The organism is Halopseudomonas pelagia CL-AP6 (assembly GCF_000410875.1).
In the GTDB taxonomy this organism is placed as follows: Bacteria; Pseudomonadota; Gammaproteobacteria; order Pseudomonadales; family Pseudomonadaceae; genus Halopseudomonas; species Halopseudomonas pelagia.
Genome location: NZ_AROI01000026.1, coordinates 83,665 through 102,452, shown reverse-complemented (window position 1 = coordinate 102,452; position 18,788 = coordinate 83,665). Strand labels below are relative to the sequence as shown.

The 18,788-nt window shown below is 57.0% G+C and carries 11 protein-coding genes; 8 read left to right on the top strand and 3 right to left on the bottom strand.

The window, feature by feature from the left end; translation table 11 throughout:
- The first annotated feature begins 89 nt into the window (after positions 1 to 89).
- Positions 90 to 884 carry an acyl-CoA thioesterase gene (locus K787_RS0117875; RefSeq protein WP_022964187.1) on the top strand — a complete coding sequence of 265 codons (795 nt, stop codon included), beginning with the start codon at positions 90 to 92 and terminating at the stop codon, positions 882 to 884.
- A gap of 39 nt (positions 885 to 923) precedes the next feature.
- On the top strand, positions 924 to 4,046 hold the full coding sequence (locus tag K787_RS23615; RefSeq protein ID WP_022964186.1) for a bifunctional diguanylate cyclase/phosphodiesterase: 3,123 nt from the start codon (positions 924 to 926) through the stop codon (positions 4,044 to 4,046).
- Between the two features lie 13 nt (positions 4,047 to 4,059).
- On the opposite strand, the gene cmoB is transcribed toward K787_RS23615, so the two are convergent.
- Both cmoB and cmoA read right to left on the bottom strand, forming a co-directional pair.
- Positions 4,060 to 5,031 (bottom strand): tRNA 5-methoxyuridine(34)/uridine 5-oxyacetic acid(34) synthase CmoB, encoded by a 972-nt coding sequence (gene cmoB / locus K787_RS0117865; protein WP_022964185.1) that lies wholly within the window; start codon positions 5,029 to 5,031, stop codon positions 4,060 to 4,062.
- Complete coding sequence (gene cmoA / locus K787_RS0117860) at positions 5,028 to 5,768, bottom strand: carboxy-S-adenosyl-L-methionine synthase CmoA (RefSeq protein ID WP_022964184.1); 741 nt, start codon at positions 5,766 to 5,768, stop codon at positions 5,028 to 5,030. The genes cmoB and cmoA overlap by 4 nt, the downstream gene beginning before the upstream one ends.
- Positions 5,769 to 6,155: 387 nt before the next feature.
- Here cmoA and K787_RS0117855 point away from each other — a divergent pair, with 387 nt between their 5' ends.
- Positions 6,156 to 8,291, top strand: a complete 2,136-nt coding sequence (locus tag K787_RS0117855; RefSeq protein WP_022964183.1) for a type IV pilus assembly protein FimV — start codon at positions 6,156 to 6,158, stop codon at positions 8,289 to 8,291.
- Between the two features lie 50 nt (positions 8,292 to 8,341).
- Here K787_RS0117855 and lon read toward each other — a convergent pair whose 3' ends face one another.
- Positions 8,342 to 10,753 (bottom strand): endopeptidase La, encoded by a 2,412-nt coding sequence (lon, locus tag K787_RS0117850; protein ID WP_022964182.1) that lies wholly within the window; start codon positions 10,751 to 10,753, stop codon positions 8,342 to 8,344.
- Between the two features lie 136 nt (positions 10,754 to 10,889).
- Here lon and K787_RS0117845 point away from each other — a divergent pair, with 136 nt between their 5' ends.
- The 5 genes from K787_RS0117845 to K787_RS23605 all read left to right on the top strand — a co-directional run bounded on the left by K787_RS0117845 (position 10,890) and on the right by K787_RS23605 (position 18,786).
- Positions 10,890 to 11,660: a helix-turn-helix transcriptional regulator gene (locus tag K787_RS0117845; RefSeq protein WP_022964181.1), complete on the top strand. Its 771-nt coding sequence runs from the start codon at positions 10,890 to 10,892 to the stop codon at positions 11,658 to 11,660.
- 252 nt (positions 11,661 to 11,912) lie between these two features.
- Positions 11,913 to 15,068, top strand: a complete 3,156-nt coding sequence (gene putA, locus K787_RS0117840) for a bifunctional proline dehydrogenase/L-glutamate gamma-semialdehyde dehydrogenase PutA (protein WP_022964180.1) — start codon at positions 11,913 to 11,915, stop codon at positions 15,066 to 15,068.
- Between the two features lie 112 nt (positions 15,069 to 15,180).
- On the top strand, positions 15,181 to 16,656 hold the full coding sequence (gene putP, locus K787_RS0117835) for a sodium/proline symporter PutP (RefSeq protein ID WP_022964179.1): 1,476 nt from the start codon (positions 15,181 to 15,183) through the stop codon (positions 16,654 to 16,656).
- 191 nt (positions 16,657 to 16,847) lie between these two features.
- Positions 16,848 to 17,504 carry a TetR/AcrR family transcriptional regulator gene (locus K787_RS23610; protein WP_022964178.1) on the top strand — a complete coding sequence of 219 codons (657 nt, stop codon included), beginning with the start codon at positions 16,848 to 16,850 and terminating at the stop codon, positions 17,502 to 17,504.
- Positions 17,505 to 17,745: 241 nt separating this feature from the next.
- Positions 17,746 to 18,786 carry an efflux RND transporter periplasmic adaptor subunit gene (locus K787_RS23605; RefSeq protein WP_161785949.1) on the top strand — a complete coding sequence of 347 codons (1,041 nt, stop codon included), beginning with the start codon at positions 17,746 to 17,748 and terminating at the stop codon, positions 18,784 to 18,786.
- Positions 18,787 to 18,788 lie beyond the last annotated feature (2 nt).

Below are 18,788 nucleotides of genomic sequence, written 5' to 3'. Positions count from 1 at the left end.
ATTCTGCAAGAATATGTTGCCGCTACAAGCCTTGGCCGCACCGAGCTGATGACCTACCATGCGCCTTCGCAAATAACAGGAATCCCTTCATGACCTTTGCTGAGCTGCTTGCTGCTTTAGCCGATTCTCCCCAACAGGAAGTCATCATTCCCACGGGCTGGGCGCAGGGCCGCGCCGGCTATGGCGGTTTGATTGCTGCCCTGGTGTATCAGGGCATGCGCGCCAAGGTGCCGGCTGACAGACCGGTCAGGTCGCTGGCTATTACCTTTGTTGGCCCGGTAGCACCGGGACAAAGTATGCAGGTAGAAGCCCAGGTGCTACGCGAGGGCAAGGCCGTTACGCAGATGCTCGGTATGGCTCGGCAGAATGGCGAGATCATGTGTATTATTCAGGGCAGCTTCGGCGCTTCACGGGAATCGGTGGTGGCCGTCCCGAGCTTGCCGGCACCACTCGCCAAGGCGCCAGCCGACTGTGTGGAAATGCCCTATGTAGAAGGTCTTAACCCGGTTTTTATCAAGCATTTTGCGGTACGTTGGGCGTTTGGTGACCTGCCGTTCAGCAATAGCCGCAAGCGTGAGATGGGGGGTTGGATGCGTTTCCGCGAGGATGAGGGGGGCATCCATGAGGCCCATATTCTCGGACTCGTGGACGTGTGGCCTCCAGCGGTTCTGCCGCATTTGCAGCAGCGTGCGCCAGCTAGTTCACTGACCTGGACTATCGAATTCATGCAGCCGCAACCTCAGATTGGCAACACCGATTGGCTGTTGTACCGAGCCGAGATTGAGCATGCCTGTGACGGTTACGGCCACGCTTCTGCGATGATCTGGCGAGAAGATGGTACGCTGGTGGCAATAAGCCGTCAGACAGTCACCGTGTTTGGTTGAACAGCGGCCAGCAACACGGTACAAGGCCGGAGCGTGCTGATGACAAGAACAACCTTTGCGAACCTCTTGATTGTGTGCCTTGCCAGTTTGCTGGCAGTGCAAATGGTCATCGTTGGCGTTTATTCATCCGATAGTCCAATAGCTACCGTTCGGTGGTTGTTGCCCGCTATTGCGCTCGTGCTGACCCTCATTATTGGCCGTCACCTTTGCCGTGCCCACACGGTAATCCGTGCGCTGCGAGAAAATGCTCGGGCCGCGCTGAACCGTAACATTCAGGTTATGGCAGCGGTCAGGGATGTGGTGTTTCGAGCGGATTTCGAAGGCCGGTTGGTGCATGTCACCCGTGCCTGGCAAGACCTGACCGGAATCGATATCGAAAGTGTTAAAGGGCTCTCTATTCTGGACGGGGTGCATGAAGATGATCGCAATGTGCTAGGCGATTATCTGCGAGAGGTCCGTCGCGGAATCACCGATCAATTGGAGGTAGATCTGCGTCTGCGTGATCGGGTCGGCCGTTATCGCTGGCACCATCTCACTGCTCGGCCTTATACGACGGTGGAAAGTGGCGATGTCATTATCGGTACCCTGCAGGACATTCAAGCTAGGCAAGAACAGGCCATGCTGCAGTCGGCACGTTTAAATGTGCTCGATGGCCTGCTGGGGAAAGCGGGTATCCAGGAAATGGCCATCCAGTTGGCCAAGACCTGGGAGACGTTGCAAATGGGCCAGCGGGTGTCTGTCCTGGTGGTTGATCCAGTGACCGGTGCTTTGCAGACGCTCGCTGCGCCGAGCATGCCGGAACGCTACAATGATGCGCTCAACGGCGTCATGCCTGACGAAGGCGTGGGTTCCTGCGGTACGGCTATAACCCGACGGCAGCCGGTCTATGTCAGCGATGTGCGTACTGACCCATTGTGGCGTGATTTCCAGGAGCTCGCCCAGGTAGGGTCGGTAGTGGCATGTTGGTCCACCCCTTTCAGCGATCAGGACGGCAACATTCTCGGCTCCTTTGCGGTCTACGCTGATCAACAGCGGGTCCCGGATGAGCAGGAAGTGCAAATGCTTGAGGAGTTTACTCGTCTGGCTGCCCTGGTAGTCCAGAAGTCACGCCTAGCGCAGGAGCGGGAGCTTACGGAGAAACGTTTCTCGGCGATCTTCGAGCATGCTGCCGTGGGTATATTGCTGCTTTCTCCCGCAGGTCGCTACATCAGCGCTAACCCGCGCTATCTGGAACGCTCCGGCTTTAGCCAGGAGGAGCTGTTAAGTGGGCATCCGAGTGACACGCTGTTCGCCGACGATCTGCCCTTGGTGGAAGCCGGACTGCGGGATCTGCGTTACGGTCTGCTTGAACGCTTTACCCTGGAAGCCCGTTATCTGCGCAGGGATCAATCGGCAGCATGGACCAATCTGACGGTCACCTTGGTACGCGATCTGGACGGAGTGGCGCTTTATTACGTCTTTATCGCCGAGGATATTTCCGCACGCAAGGAGCAGGAGCAGTCGCTCAAAGAGGCAGCAGCATTATTCGAGAGCAGCCCGGAAGGCATGATGGTAATGGATAGCCATTTGCATATCCTGCGGGTCAATCCCGCCTTTGCCGATATTACTGGTGCGGCGTCGCATCAGGTGATTGGCAAACGCCCCTATGCTCATCGGGATGATATGGACCGAGAAACATTGACCCAGCACCTGTTGGCTGTTCTTGACACGCATGGCTATTGGCAGGGTGAAGTGCTTTTTGATCGTGCCGGTGAACGGGATATTCCTGTCTGGGTGACGCTCACAGCAGTCAAGGGCGAGGGCCGGCAGATTAGCCGTTACATGGCGACCTTCAGCGATTTGCGTGGATTGCAGCGCAGTCAGCAGCAACTGCAGCGTATGACGCATTTTGATGGGCTAACCGGCTTGGCTAATCGCACCCTGGCGCTGCTCAAGCTGGATCAGGGTCTGCAGAGCGCGCTAGCCTGCAAGCAGCCGCTAGCGGTTCTGTACATTGATCTGGATCGCTTCAAGGCTATCAACGACAGTCTTGGGCATGCGATCGGAGACGAAGTATTGCGTCAGGCGGGCAGGCGACTGGCTTGCTGCAGTACTGAAAAGGATACGCTGGCGCGCTTGAGTGGCGATGAGTTCCTGCTTATTTCATATGATCGGGAGCCCTCGGAAGTGCGGGAGCTGGGCGAGCAGATTTGTGCCAGCATGCGCGCGCCGGTGGTATTGGAGGATGGGCGGGAAATCTATATCGGTGCCAGCGTGGGCTTTGCCTGTTATCCCAATGATGGTGACAGCGCGGCCGACCTGATTCGCAATGCCGATGCGGCAATGGATACTGCCAAAGGTATCGGGCGGGATCAAGTATGTGGCTATTCGCGTGCGATGACCGAGGACGCCAGTCAGCGCTTTGAACTCGAACGGGGCTTGCGTAAAGCCTTGGAGAATGGTGAGTTTGAATTGCATTATCAGCCCTTGATACAGGTGCGTAGCCGCCGCGCTTATGGCGTTGAGGCGCTGCTGCGGTGGCGTCATCCGCAGCGAGGGCTGATACCGCCCGACAAGTTCATTCCACTGGCTGAGCAGAATGGGCTGATCGTGCCGATCGGCCGATGGGTGTTGCACGAGGCCTGTCGCCAGGCGCGTCAGTGGCAACAGCAAGGGCTAGGGCTTGAATCGATTGCGGTAAACCTCTCTCCGCGCCAATTCATTCAGCAGGATATAGTTGCGCTGGTGCGTTCGGCGCTTGATGAAAGTGGCTTGTCCGCAAGCATGCTCGAGCTGGAAATTACCGAAAGCGCATTGATGACCAGCGCCCATCAGGGCGAGCAGATTCTCAGGCAGTTAAAGGAACTGGGGGTCACCCTGGCGCTAGATGATTTTGGTACCGGCTATTCTTCTCTTGCCTACCTGCGGCGTTTTCCCTTGGATAAATTGAAGATCGACAAGAGCTTTCTGGCGGGCGTGCCGCAAAGCATCGAAGACAACCAACTGGTGACCACCATTCTGGACATGGCTGCCAACATGCGTCTGCATGTTGTCGCTGAAGGAGTGGAAACGGAAGCGCAGTGGCGCTTTCTGCAGGGTCGGGGTTGCGGCGCCTGTCAGGGCTTCCTGTTCTCTAGTGCACTGCCGCCCGCTGAGTTGTCGGCATGGCTGGAGCGGCAGTAGATATGAACCTCGGTTACCCCGGTTTGCGCGCCGTAAACGTAGCCCGCAGGGGGGCGGGATAGCCCTCACAGGTCAGGCTCGGGTTGGTCGGGTCGAGAAAATCGGGCAGCGATTGAAAGCGCATCCACTCGGTACTGCGTTGTTCTTCGGTACTGGTTGACGTCAGATCGATACATTTGATCTGCTGGAAGCCGCTGCGCTGTAGCAGCCGTTCCAGCATAGCGACCGATGGCAGGAACCATACATTGCGCATTTGCGCGTAGCGATCTTCGGGCACCAGGCAAGTATTGGCATCACCTTCAATTACCAGGGTTTCCATAACCAGCTCACCGCCGGGCCGCAGACAGGCTTTGAGCTGCAGCAGGTGGTCCACGGGCGATTTGCGGTGGTAGAACACGCCCATTGAAAAAACGCTGTCAAAACCACCCGCTGGCTCTGGCAACTCCTCCAGAGTAAAAGGCAGTTGCCATACCGGGGCTGCCGGAAGGTAGCGCTGCACGGCCATGAACTGGTGATAGAACAGCAGATTCGGGTCTACGCCTACTACCATATGTGCGCCTGCCTGCCACATCCGCCACATGTAGTAGCCGTTGCCGCAACCCACGTCCAGAACGCGTTTGCCGGCCAGATCGATATGCGCGGCGATGCGCTGCCACTTCCAGTCTGAGCGCCACTCGCAATCCACATGGATGCCAAACAGTGTGAACGGGCCCTTGCGCCAAGGATGCAGCCCCTGCAGCCCGACCAGCAGATCCTCCTGCTGCTGTGCGCTTAGTGGCCTGGCGCTGCTGATGTCCACACCCTGGCTGAGGTTGACAACGGCCTCGGCAATCTCGGGTAGCTGACTCAGTGCCGTCTGCCAGCGGGCCAGGTCGCCGTGGTGCATATCAGCGAAACGCTGGTCCAGGGCGGCAGGCAACACGGCGAGCCAAGGCGCCAGGGGTGTGTTTTCTATTTGACGATAAAGCGGCTTGTAATCAATCACTTATGAGCCATAATTGAACAAAAGTTGAGGGACTGAAACCAGCTATGACTATGCCTGAAGCCGGCGTGCTGTAGACGGGCCAGGTGGGTTTCCAGGGTGTCGGGCAGCATAACCTTTTCGATTGCGCTGCGCTTCTGGGCGATCTCCAGCTCGCTGTAGCCGTTCGCGCGCTTGAAGGCGTAATGCATGGTCTCCAGCGTTCGCTGGGTATCGGGGTCATCAAAGCGCAGTTTTTCCGACAGGATCAACACACCGCCAGGCAGCAATGCCATGTGAATAGCGCGCAGCAACTCCAGTCGTTGTTCTGGGGCAATAAACTGCAGGGTAAAGTTCAGTACTACTACCGAACATGGGGCCAATGGCAGGCCCAGGATGTCAGCCTGCATCACCTCTGCTGGGGTGAGCTCTTCGACCATGGCGTCTTGGGCTTGAAGGTATTCACGGCAGCGCTCGGTCATCGCCAGGGAGTTGTCTACGGCGATGATGCGGCAGCCAGGCACACGCACATGGCGGCGCATGGATTGAGTGGCAGCACCCAGCGAACTGCCAAGGTCATAGATGAGGCTGTCCGGTTGGGCATATTGCCCGGCAATCAGGCCGATACTCTCTATAATGGTCGGATAGCCGGGCACTGATCGTTTGATCATGTCAGGAAAGACCCGCGCAACATCAGCGTCGAATACAAAATCGCTGACTTGGGCGAGCGGGGCGGAAAACAGCTTGTCGACCTCGGTCATAAGTCCATGTCTTTGTGCGAATGAAGGCGGCATATTAACGCATGTTGTGCCGCTTGGCAGGCGAGGACATAGATCGCTTGACTGCGGGTTGTTGTCGTGATGCCATAGTGAAATCATTCGGACGTATGATTGGCGCTGAATTCTGCGAGAAGCCATGTAATTGGTGGTGTGTTGCAGTCAAATTTGTGGCATAAAGCAACCAGTCGTATTAATTGCAGATTTTTTTGACGATTTTGCTCAATACACAGGTTGGTTTCGCCGTCACGATGGCATAATGCGTGGCGCTGGATTGTGTTGCTGAGTGCCCCGTTCCCTCAAGGGAATGCGATGGAAAGCATGGTTGGCGATGGCCTTCAGGTCAGCGTCCACAGAATAAGAGGAAAGGGTATGGCTGTGAAACGCCAAGTGATTGCGGGTGTCGCTACGCTGGCTGCACTGTATGTGGGTGTCAGCAATGCATTAGGGCTGGGGGAGTTGCGTCTGGATTCGGCATTGAATCAGCCGCTGAGTGCCATAATCCAGTTGCAGGGAGGAGAGGGCCTGGCGCCGACGGATATCCGTGTTTCGCTGGCTAACCAGGAAGCCTTTCAGAGTGCCGGTATTGACCGTCCATTCTTCCTGACCGACCTGCGTTTTGTCCCGGTAGTGGAAAACAATCAGCTATTTATTCGAGTTGAATCCAGCCGTCCGGTGCGCGAACCCTACCTGAACTTCCTCGTGGAATTGCGCCGGCCTAACGGCCGTATGCTGCGCGAGTACACCTTGTTGCTTGATCCGCCGCTATATGACCCGCAAGCTGGCGTCCTGGCTGATGCACCTCGGCAGGCCCCCGCGTCTAGCCCGCAGCGTCCGGTGGTCGCGGCCGCCCAGCCGCGCTCCAGCTATCAGGCTGATCCGCAGCCTGATTTGCCGCAGTTAACACCCGCGCCAGGTGCGGATCAATACACGACTGTTTCTGGCGATACCCTGTGGGACATCGCTGCCGCGCAGCGTCCGGACAGCAGCGTCAATATTCGTACCAACATGTTGGCGATCCGCGCGCTGAACCCGCAAGCCTTCGTGGATGGCAATATTAATCGCCTGCGCGCCAATCAAGCGTTAACACTACCTACTCGCGAACAGTTGGTCTCGGCTGGCGCGCCTGCTTCGATTCTGGATGCGGTAGCCGCAGCTCAACCGGATACCGTTGCTGAAAGCCAAGAACAGCCAGTTATTGACTCTGCGGCTCAGACGCCAGCCCAGCCTGAAGTCCAGGCTCCATCGCCGTCACGTCCGCAGCAAGAATCGGCCGAGCTAGTGGATCCCGAAATGGTCAGCGAGGCCAGTCCGCAGGACGCGTCGGATGCGCGTTTACGCATTGAAGAGTCGAGCGTCGAGACCGCAGAGGCCGACTCGGTTGAGCTGCTTGATCGCTTGCGCTCATTGGAGAGCCGCTTCAATGTGCTGCTGAGCGAACTCGATGCGCGTGACGCACAGATTGCCAGCCTGCAGGCTGAGCTGGAAGTATTGCGCCAGGCTCGTGATGCCGAAATGGTAGACGATGACGCGCTGGTTGGAGTTACTGGTGCGGGTAGCCTGGGAAGTAGTGAGCAAGGCTCAGGCCCAGGCTCTGCCGAGGGTAGTGACAGCCCCGCACCAGGCTCTTTGAACGCCAGTGTCCTGCCCGCCGAGGAGTCGGTGCAAGCTGCCCCCAGCAGGTCTTCATGGGTTGCGTGGCTGACGTTGCCGCTAGTGCTTGTGGCCTTCCTGTTGGGGCTGTTCCTGGCTCGCCGTCGTTCTTCGGACGATGCTGATGATGACCGCCCTGAATCGGTCGAACCAGAAGCACCTGCAGGATTTTCTTCGAATATCACCACCGTCCCTGCGATGGTCGCCCGGCCTGTTCAGCAGGTGGTAAAGCCGCCGGTCGATCCTCTGGATGGTGTTGAGCTTTACATTACCTACGGCCGGTTTGCCGAAGCTCGTATCATGCTCGACAAGGCGATTGACGAGGAGCCCGAACGCCTGGATCTGCGTTACAAGCAGCTGCGCGTATTGGCAGAATTGGGTGACGCCCCGGCGTTCGCCGAACAGATTGAAGAGATCGGTGATCTGGGTGGCGATCCTGAGCGGGTAAATCAGATCAAGGCGCGCTTCCCGCTCTTGTTTGATGCCAACGGCGACATGGTTGAGCAGGCTGAACAACTGGACCCGATGATTGATGAAGATCTGGAAATCAAGGGCCCATCCGAGTTTCGCTCGGGAATTGTCGAGGAACATGACGAGTCAAGCACCAGTCAGTTGAACCTGAATGACTTTACCCTTGACCCCGACTGGGATCTGATTGAGGGCCTGAGTCCGGAACCCGTAAGGCGCAGCGCCGAGCGAGAAGCCGCCAGGGAAAAAGCGCAGAGCTTGGCCAAGGACGATGACTTCGAATCCAGTTTGCATGATTTCCCTGAAGTTGAGGAACTGGATGAGGATCACCATGACCATTTTACCCCAACGGATGGCACCAGGCCTGGCGGTGGTAAAAAGCGCTAAGTGCGAGCCATGAAGACACAACAAAGGCGCCCAAGGGCGCCTTTGTTGTGTCAGTCAAAGAGCTTTTTAGCCACGTCGCGGAAGTGACTGGCAAAGTGAATTTGCATACCGATCTTCAGGTAATCGGGCAGTTCTTGGTAATCCCCTCGGTTGGCTTCTGGAATGATCAGCTCGAAAATTGATTGCCTGCGCGCGGCAATGACTTTTTCGCGAATGCCCCCGACAGGCAGCACCTGGCCAGTGAGGGTGATTTCGCCGGTCATCGCCAAGCCGGTGCGCGGTGCCTGATTGCGCGCCAAGGATAGCAGTGCGCTGGCCATGGTAACCCCTGCACTAGGGCCGTCCTTCGGCGTGGCGCCCTCGGGTACGTGCAGGTGAACAAACGCCTGATCGAAGAAGCTGGTGTCGGCCTTGTAGGTCTTCAGGTTGGCGCAGATATAGCTATAGGCTATCTCGGCAGATTCGCGCATCACCTCACCGAGTTTACCGGTCAGCTTGAACCCGCGATTGAGCGTATGGATGCGTGTGGCTTCCACCGGCAAAGTGGCGCCGCCCATGGAGGTCCAGGCAAGCCCGGTGATAATGCCCGTGCCCTTCAGGGTTTTTTCGTTACGGAACGGTGCAGCGCCGAGCAATTCAGGCAGGTCGGTCGGTTTGATAATGATCTTCTGCTGCCTGTCCTGCAGCAGTCGCATGATCGATTTCCGGACTATCTTGGCCAACTGCTTTTCCAGATTGCGCACACCTGCTTCCCGAGCGTAGCCTTCGATCACGGTGCGCAGGGCCTTGTCGGTAATGCGTAACTGGCTCTTGCGCAAGCCTGCGCGTTCCAGCTGTCTTGGCCATAAGTGATGCTTGGCGATAGCCAGCTTCTCTTCGCTGATATAGCCCGACAGGCGGATAACGTCCATCCGGTCCAAGAGCGGCCCGGGGATGCTGTCCAGCGTGTTGGCGGTGCACACAAAGAGCACTTTGGACAGGTCCAGGCGCAGATCCAGATAGTGATCCAGAAACTGATTGTTCTGCTCCGGATCCAGCGTCTCCAGCAATGCCGATGCTGGGTCACCCTGATGACTGCTACCCAACTTGTCGATTTCATCGAGCATGATCACTGGGTTCATTACCCCGACATCCTTGAACGCCTGAACAAACTTGCCCGGCATGGCGCCGATGTAGGTGCGCCGGTGGCCTTTGATCTCAGCTTCATCGCGCATACCGCCAACGCTGAAACGGTAGAAGGGCCGACCCAGGCTTTCGGCGATCGAATGCCCAATACTCGTCTTGCCGACCCCTGGCGGGCCTACCAGCAGGATGATGGATCCGGACACCGAGCCCTTGAAAGCGCCAACAGCAAGGAACTCCAGGATCCGTTGCTTTACATCATCTAGCCCATCGTGATCGCGATCCAGCACCTTGCGGGCATGCTCTATATCCAGTTTGTCCTGATGATACAAACCCCAAGGCAGGGCTGTTGCCCAATCCAGATAGTTGCGGGTAACCGCGTACTCGGGGGACCCGGTTTCCAGAACGGACAATTTATTGAGTTCTTCCTCGATCTTCTTGCTGGCCGCCTCGGGCGGGGTTTTGCCTTCAAGGCGCGCGCGAAACTGTTCGATGTCGGCGGTGCGATCATCTTTGGATAGCCCCAGTTCTTTCTGGATGACTTTAAGCTGCTCTTTGAGGAAAAAGGTGCGTTGATGCTCGCTGATGGTGCGGTTGACTTCGGCGCTGATCTCGCCTTGCAGGCGCGCGACGTCAATTTCCTTTTTCAGCAGTATCAGTACCTTTTCCATACGTCGTAGCACAGGCACCGTATTCAGAACATCCTGCAATTCGCTGCCCTTGGCTGACGTCAGTGTGGCAGCGAAGTCCGAGAGCGGGGAGGGCTGGTTGGGGCTGAAACGATTCAGGTAATTCTTCAGCTCCTCGCTGTACAGCGGGTTGAGGGGTAATAGTTCCTTGATGGCATTGATTAATGCCATCGCATAGGCGCGTACCTCGTCACGCTCATCGCTGGGCGCCTCAGGGTATTCCACCTCGACCAAGTAGGGAGGCTTGCGGCTTAGCCACTGGGTAATTCGCACGCGGGTCAAGCCCTGGGCGATAAACTGGATCTTGCCTTTTTCCTTGACCGCGTGATGCACCTTGACCGCGCAGCCGGTCTCCGGCAAGCGGGCGGGGTCAAGTTCACCGTTGGTAGGCAGAGGGCCATCGATATAGAACAACGACAGGGCATGATGCGGGGTATCTGCTACCCGCTCCAGCGTGGCGTCCCAAGGCGCTTCGTCGACCACCACTGGCATGACTTGTGCAGGGAAAAATGGACGATTCTGTATCGGTAGCAGATAGAGTTTATTGGGCAGGCGTTGATTAGGTACGACCAGCTCGGTGCCGTTATTGCTTGAGGTGCTCTTGTTATCTCGTTCGATGTAGTCGGATTGGCTGCTGTCCTGATCGGTCATAGGTATTCTCGTTGGTGGTTCCATATGAGACTAGAGATGGAGCCAATTAAAGGATTTTCAATGCCTGGATGTGTGCGGCTTGTGACAACCAGGAGCAAGGACTAATATTGAACCTCCATGCGCAGTGGCCCGTTGCATGATCAAGACCAAAATACTAGATCTGCCTGTTCAGACGTCTACTCATGCCCATTCGCAACATCAGTTGATTGTGGGGCTAGACGGCTGCGCGGATTTTGAAGTCATGGGGCAAGGCGGGGCGGTCAATCGACTGCATGCCTGTCTGGTACCAGGTCACGAGGCGCACGCGTTTTCCGGACGCGGTAGCAACCATATGCTAGTCCTGGATCTGGCCGAAGTATCGGAAAGTACACCGGGTTACGAGTCCGATGATCTGTCCAGGCTGTTTGAGAAGCCGCGTTTTTTGCAGCTTGATCAGCGCCTGCAAGGCCTGTTGGATTTTGCCGCGCATGAATTGCGTGATGATCAAAGTAGGCAGTTACCGATGGCCTGGCATTTGGGCGGGGTCCTGCTACACAGCCTGCATGACCGGCTGTTTTCTATGCCGCTGGTGACTCAGCCGGTGCGGAGTCTGGATCTGGCGCGGATCGATGCCTTTATTCTCCAGCGTCTTGATCAACCGATCAGCGTTGCCGACATGGCCGCCCAGGTGTATGTCAGCCCCAGTCATTTTCATGTGCTTTTCAAACAGTTTTCCGGTCAGTCGCCTCATCAGTATCTGCTGCGGGCCAGGGTTGCCGAGGCGCTCAGGATGATCCGCCAAAGTCGCATACCCTTGTCGGAAGTAGCCAGCCGCTGTGGTTTTTCCAGCCAGAGCGCACTAACTCACGCCGTGCGTGATTATAGTGGTCAGACGCCGCGTAAGCTCAGGCTGGCGGCGGGCGGCTAAGTTCCGTTGCGCTGCTGGTTTCAGAGCTTTTTGCAAAAAAACACCAGGTTTTTGCAAGATTTGACTGCATCAGACTTTTACAGTCGACGCATGGCGTTCTTGTGCCTGCCCCAGTAAGGGTGGTGCACCTGACAATAAAAAGTGAATTCGTCCAAACGCTGCTGATAGTCTAGGCTCAGGTATGTGATTGACTCCTGGCCAGACTGGCCGTTATTCCGGCAGGGCGGCGCAGGCGGCAACGGAGCAAAACAGATGTTCAAAACCAGTCAAGTCCTGCAGGGTGCCTTCCTTACCAGCAACCCCGACGATTTTCTCAACGTGGTTAGTGATAACTACGCGGTTGACGAAGCCACCTATATCGCAGAGTTGCAATCTCTCGCAGAGCCGGACGACATCGCCGCGCTGTCGCAACGAGCTACACAGCTGATCGAGGATGTACGCAAGCGCGATAATGCCAGTGATAGCATCGACGCTTTGCTACAGCAATACAGTCTGGACACTCAGGAAGGCATTATGCTGATGTGCCTGGCCGAGGCACTTTTGCGTGTGCCGGATGCTGAGACCGCTGATGCCCTGATCCGCGACAAGCTTAACGCCGCGCAGTGGGACAAGCACGTTGGTCAGAGTGAAAGCGCGCTGGTTAATGCTGCGGCCTGGGGGTTGGTCATGACCGGCAAGGTCGTGAACATGGACAAGCGTCAGGACGGGACGCCCGGCACCGTTTTGGGTCGATTGGTCAAGCGTAGTGGTGAACCAGTGATCCGCAGCGCCATGCTGCAGGCCATGCGTATCATGGGCAAGCAGTTCGTGCTCGGGCGCACCATTAAGGAGGCTCTGAAGAACGGCAAAGAGCAACGCGATAATGGCTATACCTACTCCTTCGATATGCTCGGTGAAGCGGCGCTAACCCGCTCCGACGCCAGCAAGTATCTGGCTGACTACAGCGACGCAATCAATGCGTTAGCCAATGACAGCTACAAGGGCACCAGCCCCAAGCCGACTATCTCCATCAAGCTGTCTGCTCTGCACCCCCACTATGAACCTGCCCGCGAGCAACAGGTACTTGATGAACTGAGCGAAATCGTTCTGGGTCTGGTGCGCCAAGCGCGAGCGGGTGGCGTGGGTATTACCATCGACGCTGAAGAAGCGGACCGCCTGGAACTCTCGTTAAAGTTGTTCCGTCGCGTGTACAACCATACCGATGTTAAGGGTTGGGGCAATTTCGGCCTGGTGGTACAGGCGTATACCAAGCGGGCCATGCCGGTGCTGTGCTGGCTGACGCTGTTGGCAAAAGAGCAAGGCGACCTGATTCCGGTGCGCCTGGTCAAGGGCGCTTACTGGGACACCGAGATCAAGCTCTGCCAGCAAGCGGGTCTGGACGGTTATCCGGTATTTACCCGCAAGGAAGGTACCGATGTGTCTTACCTGGCCTGCGCGCGCTATCTGCTTAGCCCGCTGACCGACGGCCTGATCTATTCCCAGTTCGCTACCCATAACGCACATACCGTGACCTGCATCCTTTCAATGGCCGGTCAACGCGCGTTTGAGTTTCAGCGCCTGCACGGTATGGGTGACGCCCTGTACGACACGGTGATTGAGCAGAACAGCTGCGCAGTACGCATTTATGCACCGGTCGGCGCGCACAAGGACCTGCTGCCCTATCTGGTTCGTCGCTTGCTGGAAAACGGCGCAAATTCGTCTTTCGTGCACAAGCTGGTAGACAAGAAGGTGCCGGTCGAGACCTTGATCGAGCATCCGCTGGTTAGCCTGCGCCGACACGCCTCACCTGCCAACCACCGCATTCCGATGCCAGCGGATATTTATGGCGCGCAGCGGCGCAACTCCAAGGGCGTTAACCTCAACGTGCTGTCCCAGTGGTTGCCGCTCAAGCAACAGCTCGACAGTCATATGCAATCGCGCTGGACCGGTGCGCCGCTGGTTAATGGCAAACGTTTGACGGGCGAGAGCAGGGCCGTCATGTGTCCCTACGCCCTGTCTCATCAGGTCGGTGAGGTCATCTGGGCCACTGCGGAACAGACCCACGAGGCGATCGATCAATTAGCCGCTGCCTTCCCGGCCTGGAACGCCACCCCGGTCGATACCCGCGCCGCCGTACTGGAGCGCACCGCTGATCTGCTTGAGGAGCATTTGCCCGAGCTGATGGCGCTCTGCACCCGTGAAGCGGGCAAGAGCTTGCAGGACGGTATCGATGAAGTGCGCGAGGCTGTGGATTTTTGCCGGTATTACGCCTTGCAGGCTCGTCAGCGCTTTGCGTTGATCACCTTGCCCGGCCCGACCGGCGAAAGTAATGAGCTGTATTTGCAAGGCCGCGGTGTGTTCGCCTGCATCAGCCCGTGGAATTTTCCGCTGGCGATTTTCCTTGGCCAGGTGTCTGCCGCGTTGGTGACCGGTAATACGGTAGTGGCCAAGCCCGCCGAGCAGACCAGTCTGTTGGCGGTGCGCTGTGTTGAGCTGATGTTCGAGGCAGGTCTTCCAGGCAATGCACTGGCCTTGTTGCCGGGCGACGGCGCGCAGGTGGGTAGTGTGATCACCTCTGATCCGCGGATCACCGGGGTGGCCTTTACCGGCTCAACCCAGACAGCGCATCTGATCAACCGCGCGTTGGCAGCCAGGGACAGCGCCATTGCGCCTATGGTCGCCGAAACCGGCGGACAAAATGCAATGCTGGTCGATTCAACCGCGTTGCCGGAACAGGTGGTCAAGGACGTGGTGCATTCGGCCTTTACCAGTGCCGGCCAGCGCTGCTCTGCATTGCGGGTGTTGTATATTCAGGAGGATATTGCACCGAGGGTTCTGGAACTGCTCAAAGGTGCCATGGCCGAACTGCATGTTGGCGACCCCTTCAGCCGTGCGACGGATCTGGGCCCGGTTATTGATGCCGACGCCCGCAACGGTTTGCTCAAGCATATTGAGACGATGAAGGCCGGTGATCGCCTCATCGCTGAAACCCCATTGCCAGAGGGGCTTGATGGACACTTCGTGGCCCCTGTAGCCTTCCGCCTGGATAGTATCAAGCAACTGGATCGCGAGCATTTTGGGCCGATTCTGCATGTAATTACCTGGCGCAACGATGGCCTGGACAAGGTCATCGACGAGATCAATGCGACCGGTTTCGGCTTGACCCTGGGTATTCACAGTCGCAACGAAGACACCGCTCTGCATATTGACCGTCGCGTGCGCATCGGTAATGTGTATATCAACCGTAACCAGATTGGTGCGGTAGTTGGCGTTCAGCCGTTTGGCGGTATGGGTCTATCAGGCACTGGGCCGAAAGCAGGAGGCCCGCATTATTTGCTGCGCTTTGTTACTGAGCGCACGCGCACCATTAACACGACCGCAGTGGGAGGCAATGCCAGCCTGTTGTCGTTGGGTAATGGTGAGCCCTGAGCAACAACGCGGCAGCCATCGGGCTGCCGTCATGGAACAGAGGGAATTGATCAGTACTTCCCCATACCAATAACAGAACAGGGACTGTTCACTAAAATGAGAGAAGAAGGCCATGACTGATAACCTAGGCATTGTGAGTGCGACCTTTGCGGTCTATATCGCGGTGATGCTAGCCCTCGGCTATATCGCTTACAAACGAACCAATAACCTGTCCGACTATATTCTCGGTGGACGCTCACTAGGCCCAGGCACGGCTGCTTTGTCAGCTGGCGCCTCGGATATGAGCGGCTGGCTGCTGCTGGGTTTGCCCGGCTATGCATTTGCCGCCGGTTACGAAGCCACCTGGATTGCCGCTGGTCTGCTAGCAGGTACCTGGCTCAACTGGCTGATTGTCGCACGCCGTTTGCGGGTGTATTCGCATGCGGTCAACGATTCTCTGACATTGCCGGCCTATTTCGAATTCCGTTTCGAAGATAAAAGCCGCGCATTGCGCGTAATTTCAGCCGTTTTCATTCTGCTATTCTTCCTCTTTTATACCAGCTCGGGTCTGGTTGCTGCAGGCAAGCTGTTTGAAAGCACCTTCGGGCTTAGCTACGAGATTGCCGTGGTCGTCGGTACCCTGGTAATCGTGTCCTATACTTTCTTCGGCGGCTTTCTCGCTGTGTCGTGGACCGATGTCATCCAGGGCTTGCTAATGGCTGCAGCACTGGTGATTGTTCCCATCATGGCGCTCAACACCATGGGCGGCTGGGACGAGGCCAGGGCGGCGATGGAAGCCAGCAATCCCGAACTGTTGACCTTCTTCAATGATGTTGAGGGCAATCCGTTGGGCTTTGTCGCGATCATTTCGCTGCTGGCCTGGGGCCTGGGTTATTTCGGTCAACCGCACATCCTTGCGCGTTTCAAGGCGATTGGTGATGACGCTGCACTGCCCACCGCACGCCGTATCGCAGTTGGCTGGACGGCTATCTGTCTGGTCGCTGCGCTGCTGGTAGGCTGGGTAGGCATAGGCTTCCTCGGCGAAGGCGGTATTGGCGATGCTGAGACCGTATTCCTGGCGCTGATTCAGGCAATGATGCATCCGATTGTGGCCGGTATCCTGTTGGCGGCAGTGTTGGCGGCGATCATGTCCACCGCCGACTCCCAATTGCTGGTGTCGTCTTCCGCCCTGGCGGAGGACTTCTACAAGGCGCTGTTCCGCCGTGACGCCACGCAGACCGAGCTGGTCTGGGTTGGTCGCTTTGCGGTAGTTGGTATCGCGCTGCTAGCCTTGATGTTCGCCTTCAACCCGGAAAGCACAGTACTGGGTCTGGTGTCCTATGCCTGGGCTGGCTTCGGCGCCGCCTTTGGTCCAGCGGTGATTCTGTCGCTGTTCTGGAAGCGCATGAACCGAAACGGTGCATTAGCTGGGATTATTGTTGGTGGCTTGACGGTGGTACTGTACAAGCAAATCGATACCATCGGTCTGTACGAGATCATTCCTGGCGTTATTCTGGCGACCATCGCTATCGTGGTAGCTACGCTGCTGAGCCCTCCGCCTTCAGCGACTATCGAAGCAACTTTCGATGATGTAGCCAACCGCTACTGAGCAATACTGCCGGACAGCTAATGCTGTCCGGCAGTTCGGCAGGCTAGCTGCTGGCTTTCCCTTCATTTACTCTCCGTAGTAATCCTCTGGTTTTCGACACAACTGGCAGCAGTGTTTTTTTACACTGCGGGTTGTTTAGCGCTGCCTTGTGTTTTCTAATACGGACTGACGCGTCAGTCCGTGAGCAGCCAATGCCTATTGATACCCATGAATGCCATTCCAAGCGCTTGCGCAAGCCTCCCGCTGAGCGTTGTGAGGAGATTCTCTGTGCAGCAATCAAGGTCTTCGCTGAGCAGGGCTTTCGCTGTACCGATGTGCAGCAGATCGCCGACCTGGCCGGCGTTGGCAAGGGCACCGTGTATCGGTTTTATCCTACCAAGGATGAGTTGTTTCAGGCGGCAGTCGACGACGTGATGCTGCGACTGATCAGCCAGGTGGATACTGCGGTCATTGGCATTGAGGATCCTCTTGAGCACCTAAAGCAGGGCTTCAAGACCTATATGGCGTTTTTTCAACATCATCCTGAAGCTATTGAGCTCTTCGTTCACGAATGCGCCGAGTTCGGCAAGGTCAGTAAACCGCGTTATTTTGTCTATTCGGACCTGCGCCGTACGACTTGGTTGAATGTGTACCAACAGTTGATCGATAGCGGGCGTTGTCGAGTTAATGATCCCGAACAGATATTGAATTTCATGAGTAATCTGGCTTACGGCAGTGTGCTGCTTAATCGGATTTCAGGACGCAACAGCTCGTTGGTGCTCATGGCAGACGAGCTGCTGAATACGCTTTTGCATGGCATTTTGCGTGCCTCTGACGAGCAGGCACAGACAACTGACGGCCATGCTTGACGACGTACGCAACAACACAGGCAGCACACGCGCAACATCCTTGTTTTTCTGCGCGGGCACCGGCCCGGGCATTTCTTTCCCTATTTTCGAGCGATTGAAGTCTATGCAAACCTCCCGTTTCCCCTACCGTAATTCTGTAGTCGCGCCGTGGCTTCGTGCGTTTTCTCTGCTGGCAGCGGCAGGTCTGGTATCGGCTTGCGGCAGTGATGATAACGCGGTGTCTGCAGAAAAAACCCCGCCCATGGTAACTGTACAAGAGGTCGCTCGCTCGAACGCCGACCTGATTCAGGAGTATCCGGCACGCGTGCGTGGCGCTCGGGAAGTCGAGGTCAGAGCGCGTATTTCAGGTGAGTTGCAGGAGCGCGTGTATGTCGAGGGTGCCGACGTGGAGGAGGGCGACATTCTGTTTCGCATCGTTCCCGAGTCGATGCAGGTGTTGGTAAAACAGGCCGAAGCGGCGAAGAATAATGCCATTGCGGGAGTCAAGCAGGCGGAGCGGGAGTGGGAGCGCGCCAAACAGTTGTTTGAGCGAGGCGCATTGAGTGCCAGCGAACGCGACCGTACCGAATCCCAGCTCGACTTCGCCCGTGCGGGTCTGGATGAGGCTGATGCGCGTCTGGACGAGGCCAAACTGAACCTGTCCTACACCAATGTACGGGCACCAATGGCCGGCAGCGCTAGCCTTGAGGTCGTGCCGGAAGGGAGTGTACTGGCGGTGGGCGCGCTCCTGACCACGCTGGTCAAGCAGGACCCGGTGCATGTGCTTTTTGCCTTGCCGGAGCGCGACGCGGCTATGCAGCGCGCGGCGCAGATCGAAGACGATAAGCTAAATGGTGCTGTCACCCTGTTGATGGCCGATGGCGCTGAGTATCCACTCACCGGCAAGATTGATTTCACTTCGAGCAGTATTGATAACGCGACCGGCAGCATCACCCTAAGGGCGGTATTTGATAATCCTGACAGACAGCTTATACCGGGGCAGTTTGTGCGCATCCGGCTGGTTCTCAAGCACTTCAGTGATCAGATATTGCTGCCGTCCGAGGCGGTCGGTGCCAGCGGTGAGGGTCCGCAGGTGCTGGTCGTCAATGACGCCTCCGAGATAGAAGTGCGCAAAGTAAAACTGGGTGAGATTCTCGGCGAACGGCAAATCATCCTTGAGGGGCTCGAGCCAGGTGATCGGGTAGTTGTCAATGGCCAGGTGGGTCTGCGCGGGGGGGCCAAGGTACGGGTAGTCGACCCGCAAACAGGGCAACGCGCTGCATTCGACGACGCCGAGGAGTAAGG

Bases quoted from the DNA above. Each gene is read 5' to 3' on its own strand.
- K787_RS0117855 (WP_022964183.1), top strand. From the start codon at position 6,156: ATGGCTGTGAAACGCCAAGTGATTGCGGGTGTCGCTACGCTGGCTGCA.
- lon (WP_022964182.1), bottom strand. From the start codon at position 10,753: ATGACCGATCAGGACAGCAGCCAATCCGACTACATCGAACGAGATAAC.
- K787_RS23615 (WP_022964186.1), top strand. From the start codon at position 924: ATGACAAGAACAACCTTTGCGAACCTCTTGATTGTGTGCCTTGCCAGT.
- K787_RS0117875 (WP_022964187.1), top strand. From the start codon at position 90: ATGACCTTTGCTGAGCTGCTTGCTGCTTTAGCCGATTCTCCCCAACAG.
- putP (WP_022964179.1), top strand. From the start codon at position 15,181: ATGACTGATAACCTAGGCATTGTGAGTGCGACCTTTGCGGTCTATATC.
- cmoA (WP_022964184.1), bottom strand. From the start codon at position 5,768: ATGACCGAGGTCGACAAGCTGTTTTCCGCCCCGCTCGCCCAAGTCAGC.
- K787_RS0117845 (WP_022964181.1), top strand. From the start codon at position 10,890: ATGATCAAGACCAAAATACTAGATCTGCCTGTTCAGACGTCTACTCAT.
- K787_RS23610 (WP_022964178.1), top strand. From the start codon at position 16,848: ATGCCTATTGATACCCATGAATGCCATTCCAAGCGCTTGCGCAAGCCT.
- putA (WP_022964180.1), top strand. From the start codon at position 11,913: ATGTTCAAAACCAGTCAAGTCCTGCAGGGTGCCTTCCTTACCAGCAAC.
- K787_RS23605 (WP_161785949.1), top strand. From the start codon at position 17,746: ATGGTAACTGTACAAGAGGTCGCTCGCTCGAACGCCGACCTGATTCAG.